Here is a 24,949-nt window from a genome sequence, read left to right on the forward strand (position 1 = left end):
AACTATGCCTAAATTTTCCTGCACTACTGTATTATTAAGCTTGCTGTTAATGCTTAGCACTAATAACGTGCAAGCGAGTACCACAGAAACGACGGCAGATGTATTGCGCATTGCTATTCCAGCCGCTGCGTGGGGCCTCAGCCAGTATTACGCTGATGATGAAGGTACTAAGCAGTTTTATTATGGCTTTGCGACCAATATAGCTGTGACCTATGGTTTAAAAATGGCGATTAGCAAACAAAGACCTAATGGTGAAGATGACGATGCGTTTCCGTCCGGGCATGCGTCGATGGCATTTCAAGGTGCGGCTTTTATTCAACAGCGTTATGGCTGGAAACAAGGGGCCGCCGCTTATGCTTTGGCTACTTATGTTGGCTATAGCCGAGTCAAAACAGATCAGCACGATAGTCGTGATGTTTTGGCTGGCGCCGCTGTGGGGATTTTAAGCAGCTACTTTTTTACTACCCGCTATCAAGGCTTTGCCATTCAACCTTACGCAACTAGCAATATGCTTGGACTCAATATTAGTAAGCGTTGGTAAAACAGCAGCTAAATGCCTTAGGGTGCTAGTCAAGCTATTGCGTTAGTTGCTGTTGTTATGATTAAAGTGCTGCTTTATGATTAAGCCATACCCGCGCGGTTTATAGCCTAAATGCCATTCACGGATGCCGCTAACAAACGGGTTTTCGTGACCCATTTCACTCGCAATTTTTTGGTTAAGCTCACGCTCGTTAGCATCGGCTGGATCTTGGCGATGCCAGGCTAATAATAGCTGTTGTTGTTGGCGCGATAACGTTAAGCCATACTTATCGGCCATATAAAAATAAATCCGCGCTATATCACCACGAATCGGCGGAGCAGGTTCAAAGCTACGTTGTTTAAAATCCACTTTTACCGGGCAAGATCCATGTTGTGCGGGTGTTGCTGGCAGCATGGCAAATTGATAGTTACTACGATCGCCATTCACTTCGCCGATTGCCGGCTTTAAGTTATATAAATCAGCTTCCATATTTTTAAATACGGCATCGGTTTTGACGCAGTTTTTGCGGCCACCGTTTTGCCAGCATTGCCGCTGATGGCCAAAATGATGCGCTGGCATCACATGTTCCCATTCAATTCTATTAGCGCGATTAGCATTTTTACGTACTTGATAATTACAAGCGGCTAAATCGGGTAAGCCTTTTTTACCTTGCCATTGAATAGGGCAGTCACAGTAAAAACTGTTGCTATAGGGGGCATAGATTGTTTGGGCGATAACTTTAGCTTGGCTAAAATTAGTCGGTGCGGCAACCAGCTGCATACTGGCAAAGCAAAGCCAAATGAGTATGACTATTCGAGACTTCATTCACTACTACCTAATAAACTCTTTTTAGAGTTATTGTTAACTGCTACTACAGTGAAACTACGAAAACTTAATGATTAACGGCTAAATGAATAGCCCTTAATCAGTACTAAATAAGGCTAATAAATCATCTGCTTTACCTTGCCATGGTTGCCCTTTGCCGCCGGCGAACATTTGGTCGGCTAATTGTTGTTTATGCTGCTGTAAAAGTTGCACTTTTTGCTCAACGGTATTACTAGCAATAAGCTTGTATACAAACACCGATTTATTTTGGCCAATGCGATGCGCTCTATCTGTCGCTTGCGCTTCAGCGGCAGGGTTCCACCAAGGATCATAATGGATAACCGTGTCGGCTGCGGTTAAGTTTAAGCCGGTGCCCCCGGCTTTTAAACTAATTAAAAACACCCGGGTTTCACCTTGCTGAAAGGCATCAATTTGTTGTTGGCGATGTTTAGTTTGCCCAGTTAGTTTGCTGTAACTAATTTTTAAGGCTTTTAACTCGTCTTCAATCAGCGCAAGCATACTAGCAAATTGGCTAAATAATAAAATATTACGGCCTTCTTCTAGCATTTCTGGCAGGGTATCGCGCAACCATTGTAATTTAGCGTTGTTTTTAACAGAGCGGGCATGTTCAACCGGCACCAATCGTGCATCACAACAGGCTTGACGCAGTTTAAGTAAAGCGTCTAAAAATTGAATTTGACTGGCAGCAACGCCTTTTTGTAAAAACAATTCACGAACTTTAGTCTCCATGACTAAACGGATACTTTCATACAAGTTACGTTGGTCGGCTTCTAACTCTAATAACTGAATAATCTCGGTTTTTTCTGGCAATTCAGCTGCTACTTGGGCTTTAGTTCGGCGCAAGATAAACGGTGCTATGCGTTGTTTTAAGGCATGGGCGCGTTCCATATCGCCATGCTTTTCTATCGGTTTCCGATAAACCTTATTAAAATGGGTATCGTTGCCAAGCAACCCTGGTAAAACAAAGTCAAAAATCGACTTTAATTCACCTAAATGATTTTCTAGCGGCGTACCTGTTAACGCTAATTTAAAATCGGCTTTCAACATTCGTACGGCTTTTGCTGCTTGGCTGCCAGCATTTTTAATATGCTGCGCTTCATCTAAGATCACGGTTGATAAGGGTTGCAACTGATAGTACTTATGATCACGAACCACTAACGGATAAGTTGTCACAATGACATCGTAATCCATTAGCTGATTAAATAAAGCTTGGCGTTTATTGCCATGTACTTGCAATACCCGTAATTGCGGCGTAAAGCGAGCGGCTTCGTTTAACCAGTTGCCAAGTACGCTGGTAGGACAAATAATTAATGCCGGATGCTTTAATTGGCCCTGTTGTTTTTGTAATAGTAATAAACTAAGCGTTTGTAGGGTTTTACCCAGCCCCATATCATCGGCTAATATTCCGCCTAAGCCATACTGGCGTAAAAACTCTAACCAGTTTAAGCCTTGGTGTTGATAATCTCTTAACGATGCTTGTAAGCCTTCAGGCACATCACAGACATCAATACCACTAAAGTTATGTAACAGTTGACTTAGCTTCTGTGCTCTTTGCGCATTTATAAACTTTAAGTCTTTGCCCAATTCCTCTGGCAGCAGTGCGGCTTTAAAAGCGGGTAGCTCTAAACTAAATGCGGGTTTAGATGGATTAAGCAACTGTAAAATAGTGTCGATAAAAGGCTGTATTAGCTCAGGCGATAACGCTAATTTGCCTTGTGGCAATGATAGCCAAATTGGCTTATTAGCTTCAGGCAAACCGTGTTGACGTAACCACTGGCTAATTAAAGGCAGTAGCGGGACTTGCTGGCCATCAATATCCACTTGTACGGCTAATGAAAAACCACCACTGTTACTATCTTCTACCTGCAAATAAGGCGCTTCAACTAGGATATCTAAATTAAAGTCTTCATCACGCTGGATGATCCAACCTTGTTGCTCTAATTGTGGTAATGCTTCTAATAATGGCTTCCATAACAACGGATTGTCAGGGCCGCTGCCGGCATTAAAGCAGCTATGTTCAGGCCAAGGTGGGGTGACAATATCGACTTGCTGTAAATCTAAAGCAATTAACTGCTCTAAAGCATCGACTTCGCTGCCACGGCTGCGCTTAATAAATACGCTATCTTCGCCATCAAATTGTTCTGTTTGCGGCTGGGTTAAATTTAGCGGTAGTAAATAATCAGCATAATTAAACTGCAAAATGGCAACAGGTTCACGCCGTTGTTTAGGTTGCAAAGCTAACATTTTTAACTGCAGTACTGGCTTTGGCTCGGTGCTAATTTGTTTAACGCCAGAGGCAATCGGCACAGGTAAGGCTTGATTATTAAACAACTGCTGCAGCCGACCTATACTGGACGCCAACGCTTTTTGCGGGATCGGTGGGATTTTTTTTAATAAGCGCAATTGCTGGCTATTAAGATCAGTATCGAGTTCTCCCAAGGTATAGGTATTGGTATTCAAATAACAAGGCGGCTCAGTGTACACCACTTCTAGCTTAGTATTTTCGTCATCACCAGACCAGGTTAATTGCTGACCCGCTTCAGTACTGTGCCAACGAAATTGCATTTTTTGCGTGGCACCCCAGCGAATAGTGTGCCTGGCCTCACTAAAAAATACCCGTCCGGTTTCCAGTAACTGCTGCAGTAACTGATAACCCCATTCCCCTTCTAATAGCGGCAGATCATGCTGGCTCTGAGCGCGGAAATAAGACAGTAAGCGATAATCTTGCAAATCTATCCAAGGCGGCATAGTAGGGCTAACTAAATCATATTTACCAATAGCAGTGCCTTTGGTATAGCCACCTTTTTTACTAATACGCACCCGTCGAGGGTTAAGCTGCAGCCCAGCTTGACCATAAGACAGCAAATATAAAATGCTGTCTTTATCATCAGACTTAGGTTGCATGGTTTGTTCGACTTGGCTAAACCAATTGTCTAGCGCTCGTAATGGCTGCTGTTGTAGTTGCAGTTTATAATGCTGATAGTCGCGCTGCAGTTTAAGTAAAACGGCCAGTACATGCTTGCAACTGGCACCCACTGGGCAAGTACACCGATTTTGCAGTTGCCACTGGCCATTTTGTTGCGAGAAACTGATGTATTGACGATAGGGCGCAAAGGCCGCCCCCCATACTTGCGCCGTAATATCGGATAGATCGTCGTTATACTCGAGCTTTAATACTTTACCTGCTTGCAGGTAAGCCTGAGCGCGATGAAACGTTGCCGTATCAAACCACTGTTGCAGTTGTTGTTGATTAAATGGCGAAGCAGATAAATCCGTCATAGCACCCAATACTTTACCTCAAAGGCGTTATGCTACCGCAGATTGGCTAGAAGCCAAAGCCATCCAGAAAATAATGCTTAGATATGGCCAATTTTAAACTGGTTTTATTAGCTAAAGCCGACTATGGTTAGCGAGTATTAACTTGATGATACAACAGTAAATTTAAGCATAAGTGGCAAGGTAGGAAACAATAATGATTAAAAAAATTCTAATAACATTACTGGTATTGCTGGCTATCCCTTTAATAACAGCATTATTTGTTAAAAACCAATATGTGGTCACCACCCAAGTTATCATTAAACAACCCGTTCCCGTTGTGTTTGATTATATTCGATTTTTAGCTAACCAAGATAACTTTAGCGTTTGGGCCAATATTGACCCTGAAATGAGTAAATCTTACCGGGGTATTGATGGCACGGTCGGTTTTGTTGCGGCTTGGCACAGTGAACACCCAGATGTAGGTACGGGAGAGCAAGAAATTATCGCGATTGTAGAAGAGCAGCGAATTGATTACGAACTTCGCTTCTTAGAGCCTTTTACCGCCACCGCGCCGGCGCAAATGTTAACCAAAGCAATTGGCCCAGATGAAACAGAAGTCACTTGGATTTTTGAAGGTAGCATGCCTTATCCAATGAATTTGATGCTGTTATTTGTCGATATGGAAGCCATGATTGGCGAAGATTTACAGCAGGGTTTAGATAATTTAAAACTCATATTAGAAACACCACCAGTGCAAAAAGTCATGCTAACTCAAGTTGCTTTAAGCCACTAACTTGCTAATTGTTAATTATATGCTAAATATTAGGTTATTGTTAATTTAAGTTTGCAGGACATTGGATGTCATTAGCGGTGGTGTATAGCAGGGCGCGATATGGATTAGACGCGCCTTTGGTAACGGTAGAAGTGCATATTAGTAATGGTTTACCCGCATTTCAGTTAGTGGGTTTACCAGAAACCTCGGTAAAAGAATCTCGCGATCGTGTCCGTAGCGCTATGGTTAATAGCGGCTTTGCTTTTCCTGATCGTAAAATTACTGTTAACTTAGCCCCAGCGGACTTACCTAAAGAGGGTGGCCGTTTTGATTTACCTATTGCTTTAGGCATTATCGTGGCCAGTGGCCAATTAGCCGAAAAAAGTTTATTGGGTTTTGAATTTTGCGGTGAATTAGCTTTGTCCGGTGAAATTCGGCAAATATTAGGCGAAATACCGGTGGCTATTGCCTGTCGTGAAGCTAAGCGAGCCATTGTATTACCGATGTTAAATGCTCAGCAAGCCCAGCAAGTGTCTAATGTCACTGTGCATGGTGCCGAGCACTTATTGCAAGTGCATAGTTTTTTATTGGCTCAACAAGCCTTACCACAAATTCCGCCACTACCTGTTGCTGAGACGAAGCAACAAGCTGACTTAGCCGACGTTAAAGGCCAAGCTCATGCTAAGCGAGTGTTAGAAATAACCGCAGCCGGTGAGCATAATTTATTAATGTTAGGCCCAGCGGGTACCGGTAAGTCGATGTTGGCGCAACGCTTACCCAGTATAATGCCGCCATTAACCGAGTCGGAAGCATTAGCGACAGCAGCTATTTATTCTATAGCCGGCATAACCCGTAATTTAACCGATTGGCGACAACGGCCCTTTCGTAGCCCGCACCATACTAGTTCAGCTGTGGCGTTAGTAGGTGGCGGTTCCGTGCCAAGGCCGGGTGAGATTTCGTTAGCGCATCACGGCATTTTATTTTTAGATGAGCTGCCGGAGTTTCCGCGAAAAGTATTGGATGTGCTGCGCGAGCCCCTAGAAACCAACAAGGTGCACATTAGTCGAGCTGCGCGTCAGGCCGAATTTCCGGCGCAATTTCAATTAATAGCCGCACTAAACCCTAGTCCAACCGGACACCATGAAGATGGCCGCTCTTCACCCGAGCAAGTGATGCGTTATTTAAACCGCTTGTCTGGGCCTTTTATTGATCGCATTGAATTACAAATTGAAGTGCCATTATTACCCAAGGGTATGTTAAGCCAAGAGTGCCAAGAAGAAAGCAGTGCCAGCGTGCGTGAGCGGGTATTGGCGGCAAGAGAAATTCAGTTACAACGTCAAGGTAAGGCTAACTCACGTTTAAATGGCCGAGAGATCGCACAGTATTGTCCGTTAAGCCAAGCGGATGCCGGATTTTTAGAGGATACCATTCATCGATTTAAATTATCGGCTCGTACTTATCATAAAGTGATAAAAGTCGCGCGCACCATTGCCGATTTACAATTACAAACCGATATTAGTAAAGCCCATATTATGGAAGCACTCAGCTACCGCGCGTTAGAGCGGCTGCTGAGTTATTTGAAAAGTTGAGTAAGCTGTAAAGGCTTAAGCCTTTAGCTGCCAGTTTAGGGTTTTGCCAGCAAAAAATGGCACTATCGGCTTGCCGTTAGGTAGAATTATTTCATTTGGCACTTGCCATTGCTTTTTCTCTAGGGTTACGGTGCTGGTATTGCGCGGTAAACCATAAAAATCGGCACCGTAATGACTGGCAAAGCCTTGTAAGTTCTCTAGGCAACCTAAGTCATCAAACACTTGGGCATACAGCTCTATAGCGCTATGGGCACTGTAACAACCGGCACAACCACACGCCGACTCTTTGGCGTGTTGAGCATGCGGTGCTGAATCTGTACCTAAGAAAAACTTAGGGTTAGCCGAGGCGACAGCAGCACGTAAGGCTTCTTGATGCGTGCGACGCTTAAGTACCGGCAAGCAATAGTTATGTGGCCGCACACCGCCAACTAATAAATCATTTCGGTTCAATAATAAATGTTGTGGCGTAATAGTCGCACCAACATTAGCTGGCGCTTCAGTGACAAAGCTAACCGCATCTGCCGTTGTAATATGTTCAAATACCACTTTTAAACTGGGCAGCTTAGCGACAATATGCTGCAAATAACGGTCGATAAATATTTTTTCTCGATCAAAGATATCAATATCATGATCCGTCACTTCACCATGCACGAGCAATAACATGCCCGCTTCTGCCATGGCTTCAAATACCGGATATAAGCTTTCTAACGCGCTTACGGCATCGGCAGAGTTAGTAGTAGCACCTGCAGGATATAACTTGGCTGCAACGACCCCTGCAGTTTTAGCTTGCTGAATATCGTCACGGCTGGTTTTATCGGTTAAAAACAAGGTTAGCAATGGCTCAAAGTTACTGCCTTTAGGCCGAGCAGCTAAAATACGTTGCCGATATGCATTAGCCATGGTTGCATTGATTACTGGTGGTACTAAGTTTGGCATAACAATAGCGCGGGCAAACTGGCGTGCCGTGGCTGGCACAGTTTCAAGCAACATATCATCATCACGAAAATGTAAATGCCAATCATCTGGGGTGAGGATCGTTAAATGGGTCATAGCAAACTCCTGCAAGCGGTAGGGCTAATATAGCTAACGTATTCTAACAACTTCAACTAAGTCCTGCATTGCTTAAATCAGCTTTAGCCCGACGCACTAATTTGCTAAACTTATCCGCTTATTATATTGGAGTTAAACTATGTCTGATTTAGATTTTGATCTGGACCATTTGGATTTTGAAAGTGCTGAGCAAAATGTGCAACAACAGCAAGAGGAAATAACCCGAGCTGCTGCCGCTGAAGCATTATTGCATGACGATGATGACGGCTGTAGTGGTGGTGCTTGTAAAATTTAAGCCTATTTTTTGTAGTTTAAATTTCAGTTGGCGTTTTGGCTTTATGCCATAACTGGCTTATCGCAATAAGTAAGACGCCGGCCAACATTAATAAAGAAAATGGCAGAGCGGTTCCATTGTAAAACCAAGCCAATAACGGGCCAGCTAAGGCACCGCTGCCAAAGCGCAACGTGCCAATAACCGCAGTTGCAGTGCCACTGTTTTTTGGAAACTCCATAATAATCATTGCATCAGCGTTAGTCGCTATAAGGCTTAAACTGGCCATTAATGGCGCTATGGTAAGTACTGTATAGACGAGTGGATATTGCCAAAAGTTAAATACCGTTAAAGCACTGGCACTTATTACAGCCATCATTAAACCAAAGCGCAACATGCGTTGCGGGCCTTGTCGGGTAACCATGCGGCTATTAACAAAATTGGCCAGCATAAGCATGGCGACATTAAAGCCAAATAATAAACTAAACAGCTGCTCGTTAACCTTAAAGTATTCAATATAAACAAAAGGTACTGCGGTTAAAAAACAGAAAAAAGAAAATGACGCGAACATAGAGGTGGCGATATTGGGCCGAGCGCTGACTTTGCCAAAGACTATTTTATAGCCAGCAAAAAATTGGGCTTTTGTGGTTTCTTGTTGCGGTGCGGCTTCAGGTAAAAAGCGCCAACTAAGAGTGACGATTAATAAGGCATAAATAGCTAACACAATAAAAATCATTTGCCAGCTGCTCACCCATAAAATACCACTACCGATAGCCGGGGCAATTAGCGGGGCTAACATCATAATCATCGACACATACGACATACCTTTAGCGGTATGTTGCTGATAAATATCACGGACAATGCCAGGCACGACAACGGTTGCTGCAGCACCAAATAAAGCTTGTAAGGCGCGCCAGAATAAAAACCACTCAATGCTGGTAACAAAGCTTAAAATAACGCTGGTAACAATAAAGCCAGATAATCCCACTAACGCAAGCGGACGTCGACCAAACCTATCAGCTAGCGGACCACAAATAAGCATACTGATGCCATAGGCAGCTAAAAATATACTGAGTGATTGCTGAACCATACCAATAGTGGTGTTAAGTTGCTCAGCCATTATCGGCATAGCAGGCAAGTACATATCAATAGCTAACGGCGTAGTCGCAACGATAGCCGCTAATAAAAAGATGATCCAATTAGCGGGTGGTTTAGACATAATAACAGGCTCCTAAAAACAGCGTGCGCCATGATACGTGTTTTAACGCAATACGCCCAATGCTAATGTTTATTATTCTGATTTACGCTGAACTAAGGTTAAGGTAAAGCAAGCACCACCGAGCGTTGAATCGCTAATGCTAATTTGGCCGTTATGCCATTGCATAATACGATGGACAATTGCTAAGCCTAAACCAAAGCCGCCACCTTGTTTATTGCGGCTAGTCTCTTGGCGATAAAATGGCTCTAATACTTGCTGGCGTAATGAAGCAGGAATACCCGGACCATCATCCTCAATAATAATTTGCCAACCTTGTGCTATGGGCTGCAGAGTTAATGTGATTTGCTGATTAGCATAACGTTTAGCATTAATAATAATGTTCTGAAGAGCCCGCTCTATGTAGTGGCCATCACCGTACATCATGGCATCATCGGCCAATCGCATACTAATTGCTGCACCCGGTAATGGGCTAAGCTTCTCTTGTAGATTTGTCATCAGCTCGGTTAAATTTATATGCTGATAATTTAGCGGTGACTCTGCTGTTTCTAGCCGGGCATAATCAAGAATCTCATCCACTAATTGTTGTAATTCTCGCACATCTTGCAACATCATTTTACGCTCATCTTCAGGCAGTTGATGGGCCATTTCCAGCGCAAAATTTAACCGTGCTATTGGTGTGCGTAATTCATGCGATACGGCTTGGGTCATTTCACGCTGTAAGTTTAACAAGTTACGAATTTGCTCGGTTAGTTGCTGAACACTATGGCTTATCGGTGCAATTACACTGTGTTTTGGCAGGATTAAATTGGTTTTGCTGTGCTGATCAAAACGTTGTAAGCCTTGTTGTAATTTACGGATGTCGCGTGCTATTGGCCATAGCCATAAAGCGAGGGCTATGGCTAATAATATAAAGAATAATAAGGTAAACCAAGATGTTGAACTATCTTCTTGGGTTAAAGGTAATGGCCCAATGCGCCATAATTGTTGTTGCTGTAAATAATAAAAATACACGGCATCAGCTTGAAATAGCTTTATAATCTTGCCTTGTTGTAATTGTTGATGTTCTGTTGGCAGCCAATTGATGCTATCAATATCTAAAGGGCTGATAGCTAAGTCGATATGTTGTGGCCAGCTCGCACTGGGCTGACTTAGCGTGTGTGTTAGCTGTTTTTCGTAACTTGGCAGCCAAGCGGGGACTTGGCTAGGTTGCCATTGCTGCCACAATTGCTCTACCGCCCAGCCACTGCCGAGCAAGACTAAGAAGATAAAAACATAAAAATGCCAAAATAATCGTTGCATATTAGTCTGTTACTGCCATGCGTCAGCTACAAATAAATAGCCTTTTCCCCATACGGTTTTAATCCGAAACGGGGTTTCGGCATTATCGCCAAGTTTACGACGTAAATGGGAAATGCGCACATCTACTGTACGATCTAAACCATCATATTCACGGCCAATTATTTGTTGATGGATAGCATCACGATTTAAAGTTTGTCCGGCATGTTGGGCTAACATCCACAGTAAATCGAACTCATAACTAGTGAGTTCAACTCTTTGCTGATTTAACCAAACTTCACGGGCGCGCTGCTTTAATAGTAGTTGACCAAACAATAACTCTTGTTGAGCGGAAGGTTGATTAACATGACCGCGGCGCAGCAGAGCATTAATTCTTGCCACTAACACTCGAGGTTCTACTGGCTTGATAACATAATCATCGGCACCGAGTTCTAAGCCTAACACTTGATCAATATCGCTTTGCTTAGCGGTTAAAATTAACACTGGGCCTTTATACCATGGCCTAATTTGTCGACAAACACCAAAGCCATCTAAGCCGGGTAGCATTAAGTCTAGTACAATAGCGTCGGGTTGAAACTGGCGGCAGTGTTCAGCAACGGCATCGCCTCTTGCTTGGCATTGCACTTCAAAACCATGCTGGGTTAAAAAGCTTTGCACCAAAGAGGCGAGACGATTATCGTCTTCGACTAGCAGGATTTTTGTCATTAAAAAATGCTCCATGGACCATTTAACCGCCGTGGTTTAATCGGCTGTCGACTAAGCACTTGCAGTTCAGTTTGTAAAATTATCGTCGTTGTATCTGTTTGCAGTGACAAAGTGGTATTTTGCCAAGGAATATTATGCTGCCAAACGCCAGCGGTAGTTGGCTGCCAACAATGTAAAGTTTGCCCAGCAATAGCCACGCATAAAGATTGGGTTGTAGCACTGTGCCATTGCACAGTAAGTGTCGATTGACACGATTGCTCTATATGCTCAGTGATACAGGTAATGGGGCTAACGCGCCAACAAACGCCTGCATTGCATTGCTCAGGGGCTGTACTTGCCGTAGCAAGGGCCATTACCAATAAAAGTCCATGCATTAGTAGAACCGGTAATTAACACCGAAAAACCATGTTGTTATATGATCTGAACGTGTCAGTGGGCTATTGGTCATGGCATCATCCAGATATAAATAACGAAAGAACCCAACCAGTGTAGCGCGATTAGTTAATGGCTGTCGCCATTGCAAACTTATCTCCGGTTGTAAACTCGCCTTAGCGTGATAATGCTGAATATTAAAAACTTCATCATGGTTAATACCATAATAAGTATCCATTAGTTTGGCACTTTTCCATAACAAACGGCCGGTAAATTGCCACCAACCAGTAGTATGCTGCCACTGCTTAGCTAAGCTAACACTGGCATGTTGGCCATTATAACTATGGCTTATATCTTGCCAAATAATGGCTTGGCCATGCCAGCTTTGTTTAAACCAGTCTAATTGTAACCCGGCATCAAATGCGGTAGGTCTTTTACTAACTTGCTGGATACTGGCCGTTTTTGCAGCCGCTTTTTCTACCGCAGTCGATTCAGGTAAGCTGGAGTTAGAGTAGGTAAAAGGGGTGAAATTACTGCCAAACCACTTTTGAAAATAGCCTTTTTCGGCATTAAGCTGGCCAATAAAACTGAGTTGCCATTCAGGGTTTAAGCTCCAAGAAGCACCCAGTTTACCGTTATCAAAAAACCAGTGCTCAGTATAATAATAAACATCAGGTAGTAAAATTAAAGGTAATTCAGCTCCGCCATATAACGGATTAGAGCGTTGGCCATAGCCTAAGGTCAGGCTTAACATTAGCTGAGACTTATCAACACAATCGTCGCTATCGCAATCAGTCACTTCGTTAGCGCTTATACTGATAGTACAGAATAATAATAAAAGGGCGAAATACCGCACGACAGACCTTAGTTAAACCAATAGCACGGCACAAGTTTAGCAATATTAGTGGCTACTTTTAAGCCGTGCTAACAATGTTTAACAAATATCCCGCTTGCACCCAGTAAAGTTGCCAATAAAATCAGGAAGAAAAAACAAAAAAACTCATTAATGTTAATTGTAATGAGCATAAATAAAGACGATTAGACACATTATTTGCTATAAACTTTTACTGGGGGGTAAGGCAACGTTGGCAAAAATAATACCCGCGACCAGAGCCATAAAAATTAAAAATGTTTGCTGACCAATACCGGTAGAGACCACAAACTCTTGACCAGAAATTAACGTGTTTAAGCCGATATAGGTTTTACTGCCTGGCACTAATACAATTAAACCATGGGTGGCGACAATTGCCGCTGGGGCGTTGGCTAACCGTGTAAATAAGTTACTATAAATACCTACCGCAAAAGCGCCCAAAAATGCGCCTAAAGTGTAATCAAACATATTAGCGCCGACAATACTGACTCCATAAGCGATAAAACCTGATGCTAATGACCATATCGTATACTTGCCTCGGCTTTTAAACAGTACCATTAATGAGCAACATAAAATACCTATAGCCAGCCAAGCCATAACATGCGGGATAGGCTCTGGGGTTAAAAAATCAACTTGGCCAAAAATACTAAAGCCTATTTCAATACCTATAAAAGCGCCAAAATATAGCTTAAACAACAGCATTAACGCGTCCATCACGCGGGCATTGCCTGAGACTAGATGCCGCGCTGCTAGCTCGGCAAAACCCAGTGTGAGAGCCAAACCGGGTATAAATACAATAATGGCCGAAAGCACAACTAAGCGGATATTAATACCCGGGTCTATATAACGGCTAATTGCACAAGCTGCAAGGGCTGCGACCATGGCAACTAAGGGCTCAAGCATATGGGCAATGCGTACCGAGCGCTCAGCCCACACCATAAAGAGATAAACCAATAATGATAGCAAGGACGACCATAAAACGTCATTCCAACTGGTCGCCATTAGCATGGCAAAAGCACCGCCTGATAATGCCATAGCAAAAGCGGTGGCTAGATAACCATAAGAGCTGGGGCGGTCATGAATAATATCCAGCATGGCATCAGCTTGTTGTAAGCTAACTTCGCCACGCAGTAACTGCTCAACTAAATCATCAGATCGAGAAAGCGAGCCTAAATCAATGCCACCCGGATCGACACGTTCGGCATGGGTATATTCTTGATCATGGCCCTCGCTCCAGATAACAAAGGTCATGGCGGTAGGTGATATTAAAAAAGAGCCTTTAAGTTTTAAATGTTGGGTGAGTTCTTTTAAATGCGCTTCTAAACGGTAGGCGGGGGTACCATACTTATGCAGCATCTTGCCAAGTTTGACAATAAACTTACGTTTTTGAATAAAGTCGGCGTTATCCAATAGTGTTTCTCAGTTGCGTGGTCGCAAAGTGATATTGTAGTACTAAAAAGTAATAACAATAGAAAAAATAACGATCTGGATCAAATTTACATTTATTATACTATTTATCACTACATAATGCAGCTAAATGACATTAGCAAATTAATACTTTAGAACTGTGTTCTCCATTAAGGCATTGTTTTTATGGCTGTAATATGCTGTTATCTAAGCAGCATAATGCTGTTGCAATGGAATTGTTATATGCCTACTTTAAGTTTAAAGAATAAAATATTATTGTTAGTTATTCTGCCCATTATCAGCGTTGTTATGCTGTTAATGTTGTTGGTGTATAGTGAAATGCGCAGCATGGGGCAGGAAGAAATAGCCCAGTTTAGAACTGATATGCTGCAAGAAAAGCAAACGGCGTTGATTAGCCATGTTCAAATTGCGATCAGTGGCGTAGCGCCTTTTTTAACTCAAACTGCACCCTCATCGGAGCAAATTGCAGCGGCTAGAGCAGTATTACGGGCTATGCGCTTTGCAGATGATGGTTATATGTTTGTTTATGATTTAAATGCCAACACTTTGGTCCACGGTACTAACCCCAGCTTGGAAGGAAAAAATTTAGGCCAACTGCAAGATCCCAACGGTGTTTATATAGTACGAGAATTTATTTCTGCAGCAAAAAAAGGTGGTGGTTTTGTTTCTTATATGTGGGATGAAAAGTCCCGTGGCGGCCTTACCCCTAAGTTAAGCTATGCTACAGCGTTATTTAATAAGCAATGGGTGATAGGTAGCGGCTTTTATATCGAAGATATTGAACAACGGGTAGTGGTGAAAGAAGCAGAAATAAGCCAACGAATTTATAGTACTCAATTAATGATTTTATTTGGCGCTATCGTCTTACTGATTATGGTCGTGCTATTAACATTATTTGTGGTTAGGTTAATGGTACAACCATTACAGCAAACATCAGCAGCACTAAAAAGTATTGGCCAAGGTGAGGGCGATCTTACTCAGCGTTTAAGTGCTAATAGTAATGATGAAGTGGGCGAAGTTGCCCAGGGTTTTAACGCTTTTGCGCAAATGATCCAGCAACTTGTTAGCGAAGTGAAACAAGCAGTATTGGCTTTAAGTGATTCTACCGCCAGTATTGAAAATATTGTGCGTCGTACCGATCAAGATGCGAATACCCAAAAGTCAGAAACAACTCAAGTTGCCGCCGCGGTGTATGAAATGTCGACAGCAGTGCAGGAAGTAGCCACCAGTGCAGGGCTTGCCGCTAGTGCAGCACAAGATGCCGATAAAGAAGCCAGTGGTGGCCAACAAAGTGTGGCCCAAACCATTAGCTCTATTAATAAATTGGCCGATGATGTTAATCATGCCAGTGATAAGTTAGAGCAACTTAGGATAGATGCGGAACAAATTGGTACTGTGGTTAATGTGATCCGCGGTATTGCTGAACAAACCAACTTATTAGCCTTAAACGCAGCGATTGAAGCCGCGCGAGCTGGTGAGCAAGGCCGAGGTTTTGCGGTCGTAGCCGATGAAGTACGCACTTTAGCCACCCGTACCCAGCAAAGTACTAATGAAATTCAAAAGATGATTGATAAGTTTCAGCAAGGTACTAAAGAAGCGGTCATTGTTATGCAACGGGGCAGGCAGCAATCAATACAAACTATTGAGCAAGCCGGTAAAGCCAGCGCATCATTACAAACCATTACCCAATCGGTAAGCACGATTACCCAGATGAATATGCAAATTGCTACGGCAGCAGAGCAGCAAACTGCGGTGTCTGCCGATATTAGTCGCAGTATTCATGATATTGCTGGCTTGGCAGATCAGGCTGCCGTTAATGCGGAAACCTTAGCCCAATCTACCCGTGAACTCGCCAGCTTAGAGCAACGGCTTAGTGCGCTGGTGCAGGCGTTTCGGGTTTAGTTGGCCGCAGATAAGGCCGTTGTCCAAACCAACGGCCTTAATACCACAGCAAGTATAAATAAAATAACGATTAGACCAGCTAGCATCGGTTAACACCAACCAATACCTCAAGTTCGTTTCTAAAGCTCATAAAGTGTCAATAATATAAAATATAGCGATTTAGACTAGGATAGTATTTTTTATACTGTTTTAACTGGATAATACAGTTAAGCAGCCGATACTAACAAAAGCACTAATCAAATTACGCTCAAGTAGTTTTATGCTGTTGCCCCAACTATGCTGTTTATAGCATAACCTTGCTGTTGCTACTGGAAATGAACTATGGCCAATTTGAGTTTGAAAAATAAAATATTACTATTGGTTATCATGCCAATTATCACTGTTGTTATGCTGTTAATGATACTGATTTATACTGAAATGCGCAGCATGGGGCAGCAAGAAATTGATCAGTTTCGAAGTGATATGCTGCAAGAAAAGCAAGCAGCTTTAACCAGTCATGTGCAAATTGCGGCCAGTGCAGTTGCACCGTATTTAAATCAAACTACACCGACGGAGCAGCAAATTTCTGCAGCGAAAGCCGTATTGCGGGCGATGCGCTTTTCTGATGACGGTTATATGTTTATTTATGATTTAAACGGTATCAATTTAGTTCATGGTTCCAATGCTAGCTTAGAAGGTAAAGATTTAAGTCAACTGCAAGATCCAAATGGCGTTTATGTTATTCGGCAATTGTTAACCGCAGCTCAGCAAGGTGGTGGTTTTGTTTCCTATATGTGGGATGAAAAAACACGAGGCGGTTTAACACCAAAGCTAAGTTACGCTTTACCTTTATTCAAAAACCAATGGATGCTAGGTAGTGGCTTTTATATTGATGATATTGAGCGCGGCGTATTAGTTAAACAAACAGAAATAAGCCAGCGTATTTATAGTACTCAAATAATGATTTTATTTGGCGCTATTGTATTACTAATTATCATCGTCCTACTGACATTATTTGTGGTTAGGATAATGGTGCAGCCGTTACAGCAAACATCAGCCGCGCTAAAAAATATTGGCCAAGGTGAGGGTGATCTTACTCAGCGTTTAAGCGCTAATAGTAAAGATGAAGTGGGCGAAGTGGCTCAGGGTTTTAACGCTTTTGCGCAGAAAATCCAGCAACTCGTTAGCGAAGTGAAACAAGCGGTACTGGCATTAAGTGACTCAACTGCCCATATTGAAAATATTGTGCGTCGTACCGATCAAGATGCTAATACCCAAAAATCAGAAACAATTCAAGTTGCTGCGGCTGTGTACGAAATGTCGACAGCAGTGCAGGAAGTAGCCACCAGTGCAGGGCTTGCCGCTAGTGCAGCCCAGGAAGCCGATAAAGAAGCCAGTGGTGGTCAACAAAGTGTGGCTCAAACCATTAGCTCGATTAATAAACTGGCCGAAGATGTAAACCATGCCGGTGATAAATTAGAGCAACTTGGGGTAGATGCGGAACAAATTGGTACTGTGGTTAACGTGATCCGCGGTATTGCTGAACAAACTAACTTATTAGCCTTAAACGCGGCGATTGAAGCCGCGCGAGCCGGTGAGCAAGGCCGAGGTTTTGCGGTCGTAGCCGATGAAGTGCGCACCTTAGCCACCCGTACCCAGCAAAGTACTAATGAAATTCAAAAGATGATTGATAAGTTTCAGCAAGGTACTAAAGAAGCGGTCGTTGTTATGCAACGGGGCCGGCAGCAATCAATACAAACCATTGAGCAAGCCGGTAAAGCCAGTGCATCGCTACAAACGATTACCCAATCGGTAAGCACTATTACCCAAATGAATATACAAATTGCTACGGCAGCAGAAGAGCAAACTGCGGTGTCTGCCGATATTAGCCGCAGTATTCATGATATTGCTGGCTTGGCAGATCAGGCAGCTGATAATGCGGCGGCCTTAGCCCAATCTACCCGTGAACTCGCCAGCTTAGAGCAACGTCTTAGTGCGCTGGTGCAGGCGTTTCGGGTTTAGTCGGCTGTAAATAAGGCCGTTGGACAAACCAACGGCCTAAATGCCACAGCAGCCATAATGATAACAACGGAAAGACTAGCGTTTGTAGGGTATAGACGACAATAAGTTGTACTAAGTTTTCGACCATACCATCAGTAAAATGTTTGACCGCATTAAATACTTCATTAGCGCTATTAGCACTAGACTTTAACCAGCTTAACGTGCCGCCATCTTCAGTTGGCAAAGCAGGTTCAGTATTCAGTGTTGCCGTCGCCCCACTTAACGCTGCTTGCGCCTCGATACGCTGTGGCTCTAATACCCAATCGGATAACGATGCCACACCAAAAGCCGCTAGCGGAATGCCAATGCGGATAACGACCAGTAATGCGACAAAGGTTCGCAGTAAAAACAATGAGCTTTGTTGCCAAGCACGGGGCCCGAGCAATAACGCTAACAGCATGACGACGATACCGCTAGCAAATAAGGGTAAGGCGGCAACTTTACCAAATTCTAAAAGAAATAATTGCATGCCAACCGAGGTCATGGCGACCACCATTAAGTCGGAATAGCGCACCGCCATATCTTGTAGCGGTTTAAGTAATTGGCCAGGTTTAATACTGGCTACCCCAACGCCCACTTCGGCCTCTGAAACAAAAGCAATGCCACGATCGATTAAGCGCGCGGTGGCAAAAGAGGCACTGCTTAACACTAAGCTCTGTTTTAGCGCAATGTGAGCTTTATTATCTAGCGGAGCCAATAAAGGATTAACGATGCGTTGTTGCAAAAAGCCGCTGTATATAGCTGTAGTTAATAAAGCTAAAACCATGAGTAATAATAGTATGCGCTGGCCACGAGTTTTAGCGATACGATTAAACAATGCTTTCATCTGGCTCTCCGACATACTAAGTTAGACATAATATAACTTATGGCAGTATTACCGACTAGCAGCAACAGTTAAAGCAGAATTACGTCACTATAGTTATCCTGCTGTTATTAGCGCCACAGTTGGCAAATGGGCACGTCAGGATCAAAGCGAGCGGCAATTTGTGCCTGCAGTAACTCAGCACAAGCTATAGCATCAGTGACGGCATGATGAGGACGATAATCTGGCAAGCTATAACGCTTGCGGCTGTCGGCTAAGCGAATAGAGGCTTGTTGTTTTAACTGTTTTTTGGTCCATTTACTCCACCACGATGCGGATTGTTGGCGGTGCAGTTTGGCTTCTAAATCCATAGTATCAATAACCGGAAATAGAATACTCTCACCCAAACGAGCCTGTATTGCGGCTTGTAAAAAAGGCCGCTCAATACCACGATAATGTACCACTATGACTTTACCGGCAAGATAAGGTAATAACTGCGGTAAAATATCGACTAAATCGGGCGCTTGGGCAATATCAGAATGAGTGATGCCGTGCAAGGTAATGGAGTCTTCGTCTAAGGCAAATTTAGGTTTTAGTAACCATTGCTTAGCCTTAGAACTAGCAATGCGAGTTAAGGTCATTGATACTAAACCGATACTAACAATGCCATTACTAGAAGGATTGATACCGGTAGTTTCAAAATCTAAAGCTACTAATGGTACTTGGCTTAATGGCGTATCCGCGGCCACCATACCAGCTTGATAAAATTGTTTCAGTAAAGGGTGCTTAACAAGGTCCGCTTGCTGTTGATAATATTGTTGCCAGTCGGTAATGCCACAATCCAGTGTAGAGGTGCTACGTGGTGGGGCTTTTACTGGCCCTAAATAAAGCATGATTTACGCCCTAAAATGAAATTTAAGAAATTTTTGCGCACTGCTTAATACCGAAAATGCCGACTTTAAATGTTTGCGTTCAAATTCAGATAAATGCTCAGGCATAACATTATTATCGACAATGTCACCTGTCTGCATGGCTAAAGCTTGTTGCTTGATCCTCGTTATGGCTATCACTTCATAAGCATCACGTAAATCTTCCCCTCGACCTTTGGGCAGCACATTAGCAGCAATAATATCATTGAGGCGCTCAAATGAATTGGTGGCTTCAGAGCCAATAGCTAAAGCATGAACCCGAATTAAATCGGCCATAGGCGCTGTGCCGCGTCGTTTAATATTTAAACTATTATTATGCCGGCCATCGTTTTCCATGACAAAGTCTTGGAAAAAGCCTAACGGAGGGGTGCGCTGTAATGCATTACGGGTCATACAAGCGAGAAAATGTTGATTGTTTTTAGCCAATTTTATAATCAGTTGATTTAATTGATCCGCCCAGCGCATTTGGCCTGACACTGCCTCTAAATCAAAAAATATAGAACTGTGTAGTAAACGTTCTGCTGTTGGCTTGTTAATCCAGTCGGTAAAATATTGCTGCCAAACTTTTAACGGTTGCCGCCATTGCGGGTTAGTGGCCATAATATTACCGGTACAATAAGTATAGCCACAGGCGGCTAAACCATCGCAAACAAAATTAGCTAGTTTTAAAAAATAGTCATCGTGTAGCTTAGGATCAAAGCTGTTATCTAAGATTAAAGCATTGTCTTGATCGGTCACTATCAGTTGCTCATCCCGCGCCATAGAGCCAAGGGCGATAAAACAGTAAGGAATGGGCGGTGGTCCAAATTCTTGTTCAGCCAGTTCGATAAGTCGTTGTTTAAAACTGCGGCCAATGGCGGCCATGGCACTGCCAATAAATTGTGAGTTAGCATCTTCGTTTGCCATGCGAATATAACTCGCTTCAACATCGGGTACTAGGGCACTTAGCTCAGCAACGTTTTGTTGGCGGAAGATACTGCTGACCACAAATAAGCTATTCTGAGATTCATAGCGAATAATATCCGACAGGGCAATAATACCGACCGGTTTATGCTGCCTTACGATGGGTAAATGATGCACGTTATGGCGTAACATTAGCATCATAGCTTCAAATACATATTGTTGCTGTTCAATGGTTACCAGCTCAGTAGACATAATGTCACTGACGGCAATCTCAGATTTAAGGCCTGGGGCGACTAACCGCGAACGAATATCTCGGTCAGTCATTATGCCCGCTAAGGTCCCTGCAAACTCAGGGTGGTCATGACCATGTAAAATGAGTAAACAGGACACACCTTGTTCAGTCATGATTTTTGCCGCATCCCAAACACTAGCAGTGGTTTCTATACACACTGGCTCTCGCCTGACTAAGGTTCTTACCTGGGCGCTTAATAAATCGGTTTCAGCTTGTTTAATGCTTTTAGCCGATTTACGCCGCTCAGTGTCACCGACTTCAATATAGTCAGCAAACAGGTCATTGCTATCAAATATGTGTTGAAAAATATGATCTGGAATTAAATAAATTAAACTATCTTCAACGGCCGTGGCCGGAAAACGCACTTTACCGCCGCGTAATAAACCTTGTTCACCTAATATACCGCCTTCAGTGAGGCGGTTATATAAGTCGCCATTTCGGCGGAAAGTTTCTACAACACCACTACGGATTAAGTGCAAGGCACTAAGCGGTTGATTAAAGATTAAAATCTCACTGCCAGCTTGAAAATAAGCAATGTCAGTGTTCAGTGCAATATCTAGTAACTCTTGCTCTGGCAAGTCCTGAAACGGCGGATGCCGCTTTAGGAACTCAAGAATTTCAATTTGTTCTATTTCCATAATACTTTATCAACCAGTGCAGTTAATCCGCAATTTTTTAATCAGTGCTAGTTTTAATCCAGCTTTTATCAGCTGGATATTGATGGCTATTTAAGTCTTGTGATGACAGTACTGTTATTAAAGTGCTGTTATTAAGGTACTGTTATTAAAGCACTCTTATTAAAGTACTGTCATCAATGCAGGGCTATCTCGGCTCTGACATTAAGCCTTTCACTACTGCAACACTGGCTGCTAGCAACACTATAGTAAAAGGCAAACCAGTTGAAACGGCCATGGCTTGCAACGAAACTAAGCCCCCCCCCACCATTAGGGCAATAGCCACTAAACCTTCAAATGTACACCAAAACACTCGTTGTGGTAGAGGGGCATCCACTTTACCGCCAGCGGCAATAGTATCAATGACTAATGAGCCAGAGTCAGACGAGGTGATAAAAAACACCACGACTAAAATGATGGCAATAAAAGAAGTCACTTGAGCGAATGGTAAGGCATCTAACATCACAAAAAGTTGTAATGGTACATCGGCATTCATAGCGGCGTTATAACCATCGTTTACCACTTGGCTGATGGCGGTGCTACCAAATACTGTCATCCATAATACACAGGCTAAAGAAGGGATCACTAATACTGAGATTAAGAATTCACGGACAGTTCTACCCCGCGAGACGCGAGCGATAAACATACCAACAAATGGTGACCAGCTTATCCACCATGCCCAATAAAAGGCGGTCCAGCCTTGGCTATAATTGGCATCTTCACGACCAAATGGATTGGCTAAAGCCGGTAGATGTTGTAAATAAGAGCCTAAGTTAGTAAAAAAACCGGTTAAAATGGCTAATGTTGGGCCAACAATAATAACGAACAGCAATAATAATGCTGCTAGTACCATATTGATTTCTGATAGTCGTTTAACACCGGCATCTAAGCCCGCGACTACTGATAATAACGCGATTAAGGTAATACCAATAACCAACAGAATTTGTACGGTTAACCCTTCAGGCGCATCAAATAAGTAATGTAAGCCTGCGCCCGCTTGAGCAGCACCAAAACCCAGTGAAGTCGCTAAACCAAACAAGGTAGCAAACACGGCTAGAATATCAATAATATGCCCAGGCCAACCCCAAACACGCTCACCTAATAGTGGATAAAACACAGAGCGCATGGTTAACGGTAAACCTTTATTAAACGAGAATAAGGCTAAACCTAAGGCCAAAATGGCGTAAATTGCCCAAGGGTGTAATGCCCAATGGTAGATAGTGGCGGCCATACCTAAACTTGCGGCAGCAGCTGCGTCGCCTTCTGCACCACCTAGTGGCGCCCAGTCAGTACGTACACCGTCGGTTACACTGACACCAGCCATAGAGGTACCATAATGGGTTAACGGCTCTGATACACCGTAAAACATTAAGCCAATACCCATACCAGCAGCAAACAGCATTGAAAACCAACCAAGGTAACCATAGTCAGGTTTCGCTTCTGTACCGCCTAAACGCACCCGACCTAATGGCGAAATAATTAAGCCTAAGCATAAAACCACAAAAATATTAGCAGCCGACATAAAAAACCAGCTTAAATTACTGGTAAGCCAACCTCGCATACTGCTAAAAATAGGCTCAGCTTGGTTTTGAAATATAATGGTTAGCGCCACAAAAATGATAATCGTTAAACCCGAGATTAAAAATACTCGGTTATGAATATCTAGGCCGAAAGGGCCTACTTTCACTAAAATATTATCTTGGCCAACTTGGTAGTCAGTATCAATAGGATTGACTTGGCCATCTGGGATCATCGGATCTTTCTTATTTGTCATTTTTTAATCCTTGTATCTCTTATTAGAAGTAATAGCCAATGTTGATATTAAATCGACGTTCGGTTTCACTGTCATCACCCGCCATACTACCGCCAACAAAGGGTTGGTTACGGGCATGGACTAGATCGAAATAGGTAAATAAGCCGCCAGCAGCAACAGAAAAACCGGTGACATTCATCATGGTATTAGCGGTATTGTCTGACTTGTCATAAATTAAACTAAAGTCATTATAAAACTGGATGCCACTAACTGGGCCCCATGCTAGCGGTAAGCTATAAGCAATGTTTGCTGTAGCAGAAGTTGCTTCTGCGGCAATGGAGTCGTAGAAAGCATAAGCGCCCACTGCGATACTGTTACTGTTATCGACCTGATATTTATATTGGGTGTATTGCAGCTGTAAATTCCAGCGATCGTAAGTGCTATTTAAGTGTGCGGCCCAAGCATAATAATCACCTGCGCGACGCGTGCCATCATGCAAACCACCGGCTAACCCTGAAACACCGACTTCGGTATTAATATCGTTATGGCTAAAGTGATAGCCAAAGCGACCACTAAAGGTATTGTACTCACCTAAGGGTTGCGCTGGGTCATCATAAATACCATCTGCCGGTAAGCGACTGCCAACGATATCGTAAGAATAGCGATCAGAGCGGCTGCCTACATAACCGTCAACACCACCTAATTCATCGTTTTTAAAGAAGCCTAAATCTAATTGCCAATTATCGGCAATAGCTCGTTTAAACATAATGCCTAAATCGTAATCGTCTTCTAAACCCAGATAGTAGTTGCTACTAAAAAAATAGTTATGCGAGTTATACGGCCAGTTACCAAAAGGTACTTGAGTGATACCGGCTAAAACTTGCCAATTATCGCTAAAACCATAGCCAACGTAAGCTGATTTCACGGCAGTCATATAATCAAAAAAACGGATTTCAGCATTAAGGGTGACATCCCCGACACTGCCATTTAAATTTAAGCGGAAAATATCAAAAGCAAAATCACCACCGCGATTTTTATTACCATCGCTATAAGAAGTGTGGCTGTAATTGGTTCGGATGGCACCACCAAGATTAATACCGTCTGTAGACTCAGGCTCAGGAGTGTCCGCTGCAACGGTTTGGATGATAAGGGTATTGTTTTGGTCGGCGGCACCATGCTCAGCAATGATTTGCTCTATTTCGGCTAATTGGCTGGCAGAGGAAGTGTCGTCTGAATCGAGAGATAAGACTTTAATGGTTTTAACTTGTTGTTTGCTGGGGGCTTGTAGCTTTTGTTCCAGTATCGCAACTTGTTGTTTTAGAAGTTCTAGTTGCTGTTTTAATTCGGTTAGGTCGTGGTCTTGAGTTTGTTGTGCGATAGCTGGACTACAAAGTAATAAAATACTGAGTGCCAAGCTAGTTCGGATAGCCATGTGGTTCCTTTGCATAGGGCAGTGA

At 43.1% G+C, this 24,949-nt stretch carries 20 protein-coding genes; 6 read left to right on the forward strand and 14 right to left on the reverse strand.

The annotated features are described in order from the left end of the window. Positions 1-4: 4 nt before the first annotated feature. Entirely contained in the window at positions 5-541 is a 537-nt protein-coding gene (locus tag BI198_RS02500; protein WP_070048135.1) for a phosphatase PAP2 family protein, read from the forward strand. A 42-nt stretch (positions 542-583) separates the two neighbouring features. On the opposite strand, the gene BI198_RS02505 is transcribed toward BI198_RS02500, so the two are convergent. Continuing rightward, the gene (locus BI198_RS02505) at positions 584-1,345 is read right to left on the reverse strand and encodes an endonuclease (RefSeq protein WP_070048136.1); all 762 of its coding nucleotides are present in this window, start codon (positions 1,343-1,345) and stop codon (positions 584-586) included. 96 nt (positions 1,346-1,441) lie between these two features. Continuing rightward, a complete protein-coding gene (locus tag BI198_RS02510) occupies positions 1,442-4,645 on the reverse strand; it encodes a DEAD/DEAH box helicase (protein WP_070050576.1) in 3,204 nt (1,067 codons plus the stop codon). Between the two features lie 193 nt (positions 4,646-4,838). Here BI198_RS02510 and BI198_RS02515 point away from each other — a divergent pair, with 193 nt between their 5' ends. Beyond that, complete coding sequence (locus BI198_RS02515) at positions 4,839-5,417, forward strand: SRPBCC family protein (RefSeq protein WP_070048137.1); 579 nt, start codon at positions 4,839-4,841, stop codon at positions 5,415-5,417. Between the two features lie 65 nt (positions 5,418-5,482). Beyond that, entirely contained in the window at positions 5,483-6,985 is a 1,503-nt protein-coding gene (locus BI198_RS02520; protein WP_070048138.1) for a YifB family Mg chelatase-like AAA ATPase, read from the forward strand. 15 nt (positions 6,986-7,000) lie between these two features. Here BI198_RS02520 and pyrC read toward each other — a convergent pair whose 3' ends face one another. Then, positions 7,001-8,035: a dihydroorotase gene (pyrC, locus tag BI198_RS02525; RefSeq protein ID WP_070048139.1), complete on the reverse strand. Its 1,035-nt coding sequence runs from the start codon at positions 8,033-8,035 to the stop codon at positions 7,001-7,003. A gap of 139 nt (positions 8,036-8,174) precedes the next feature. Between pyrC and BI198_RS16025 the strand changes: the two genes are divergently transcribed. Next, positions 8,175-8,330 carry a hypothetical protein gene (locus tag BI198_RS16025; RefSeq protein WP_201243383.1) on the forward strand — a complete coding sequence of 52 codons (156 nt, stop codon included), beginning with the start codon at positions 8,175-8,177 and terminating at the stop codon, positions 8,328-8,330. Positions 8,331-8,346: 16 nt separating this feature from the next. Here the strand turns inward: BI198_RS16025 and BI198_RS02530 are convergent, their stop codons facing one another. The 6 genes from BI198_RS02530 to BI198_RS02555 all read right to left on the reverse strand — a co-directional run bounded on the left by BI198_RS02530 (position 8,347) and on the right by BI198_RS02555 (position 14,179). Further along, on the reverse strand, positions 8,347-9,525 hold the full coding sequence (locus BI198_RS02530) for a multidrug effflux MFS transporter (protein ID WP_070048140.1): 1,179 nt from the start codon (positions 9,523-9,525) through the stop codon (positions 8,347-8,349). 72 nt (positions 9,526-9,597) lie between these two features. Further along, positions 9,598-10,824 (reverse strand): ATP-binding protein, encoded by a 1,227-nt coding sequence (locus BI198_RS02535; protein WP_070048141.1) that lies wholly within the window; start codon positions 10,822-10,824, stop codon positions 9,598-9,600. Between the two features lie 9 nt (positions 10,825-10,833). Beyond that, positions 10,834-11,526 (reverse strand): winged helix-turn-helix domain-containing protein, encoded by a 693-nt coding sequence (locus BI198_RS02540; protein WP_070048142.1) that lies wholly within the window; start codon positions 11,524-11,526, stop codon positions 10,834-10,836. Continuing rightward, the gene (locus tag BI198_RS02545; protein WP_070048143.1) at positions 11,526-11,900 is read right to left on the reverse strand and encodes a DUF3019 domain-containing protein; all 375 of its coding nucleotides are present in this window, start codon (positions 11,898-11,900) and stop codon (positions 11,526-11,528) included. Before BI198_RS02545 ends, BI198_RS02540 begins: the two co-directional genes overlap by 1 nt. Continuing rightward, positions 11,900-12,697 carry a MipA/OmpV family protein gene (locus BI198_RS02550; RefSeq protein ID WP_141728828.1) on the reverse strand — a complete coding sequence of 266 codons (798 nt, stop codon included), beginning with the start codon at positions 12,695-12,697 and terminating at the stop codon, positions 11,900-11,902. Before BI198_RS02550 ends, BI198_RS02545 begins: the two co-directional genes overlap by 1 nt. 255 nt (positions 12,698-12,952) lie before the next feature. Then, positions 12,953-14,179, reverse strand: coding sequence for a threonine/serine exporter family protein (locus BI198_RS02555; protein WP_074467401.1), 1,227 nt, complete (start codon positions 14,177-14,179; stop codon positions 12,953-12,955). Positions 14,180-14,419: 240 nt separating this feature from the next. Here BI198_RS02555 and BI198_RS02560 point away from each other — a divergent pair, with 240 nt between their 5' ends. Beyond that, positions 14,420-16,099, forward strand: coding sequence for a methyl-accepting chemotaxis protein (locus tag BI198_RS02560; protein WP_070050580.1), 1,680 nt, complete (start codon positions 14,420-14,422; stop codon positions 16,097-16,099). A gap of 321 nt (positions 16,100-16,420) precedes the next feature. After that, positions 16,421-18,100: a methyl-accepting chemotaxis protein gene (locus BI198_RS02565; RefSeq protein ID WP_070048145.1), complete on the forward strand. Its 1,680-nt coding sequence runs from the start codon at positions 16,421-16,423 to the stop codon at positions 18,098-18,100. Here BI198_RS02565 and BI198_RS02570 read toward each other — a convergent pair. The 5 genes from BI198_RS02570 to BI198_RS02590 form a co-directional block, all read right to left on the reverse strand. After that, complete coding sequence (locus BI198_RS02570) at positions 18,069-18,965, reverse strand: hypothetical protein (RefSeq protein WP_070048146.1); 897 nt, start codon at positions 18,963-18,965, stop codon at positions 18,069-18,071. The genes BI198_RS02565 and BI198_RS02570 overlap by 32 nt on opposite strands. A 107-nt stretch (positions 18,966-19,072) precedes the next feature. Beyond that, a complete protein-coding gene (locus tag BI198_RS02575; RefSeq protein ID WP_070048147.1) occupies positions 19,073-19,834 on the reverse strand; it encodes a 3'-5' exonuclease in 762 nt (253 codons plus the stop codon). Between the two features lie 3 nt (positions 19,835-19,837). Next, positions 19,838-21,703: a DUF294 nucleotidyltransferase-like domain-containing protein gene (locus BI198_RS02580; RefSeq protein WP_070048148.1), complete on the reverse strand. Its 1,866-nt coding sequence runs from the start codon at positions 21,701-21,703 to the stop codon at positions 19,838-19,840. A 184-nt stretch (positions 21,704-21,887) separates the two neighbouring features. Continuing rightward, a complete protein-coding gene (locus BI198_RS02585; protein ID WP_070048149.1) occupies positions 21,888-23,513 on the reverse strand; it encodes a BCCT family transporter in 1,626 nt (541 codons plus the stop codon). A gap of 22 nt (positions 23,514-23,535) precedes the next feature. Further along, positions 23,536-24,924: a porin gene (locus BI198_RS02590; protein WP_070048150.1), complete on the reverse strand. Its 1,389-nt coding sequence runs from the start codon at positions 24,922-24,924 to the stop codon at positions 23,536-23,538. Positions 24,925-24,949 lie beyond the last annotated feature (25 nt).

Origin of the sequence: Rheinheimera salexigens, from assembly GCF_001752395.1 — a bacterium.
GTDB classification, from domain to species: domain Bacteria; phylum Pseudomonadota; class Gammaproteobacteria; order Enterobacterales; family Alteromonadaceae; genus Alishewanella; species Alishewanella salexigens.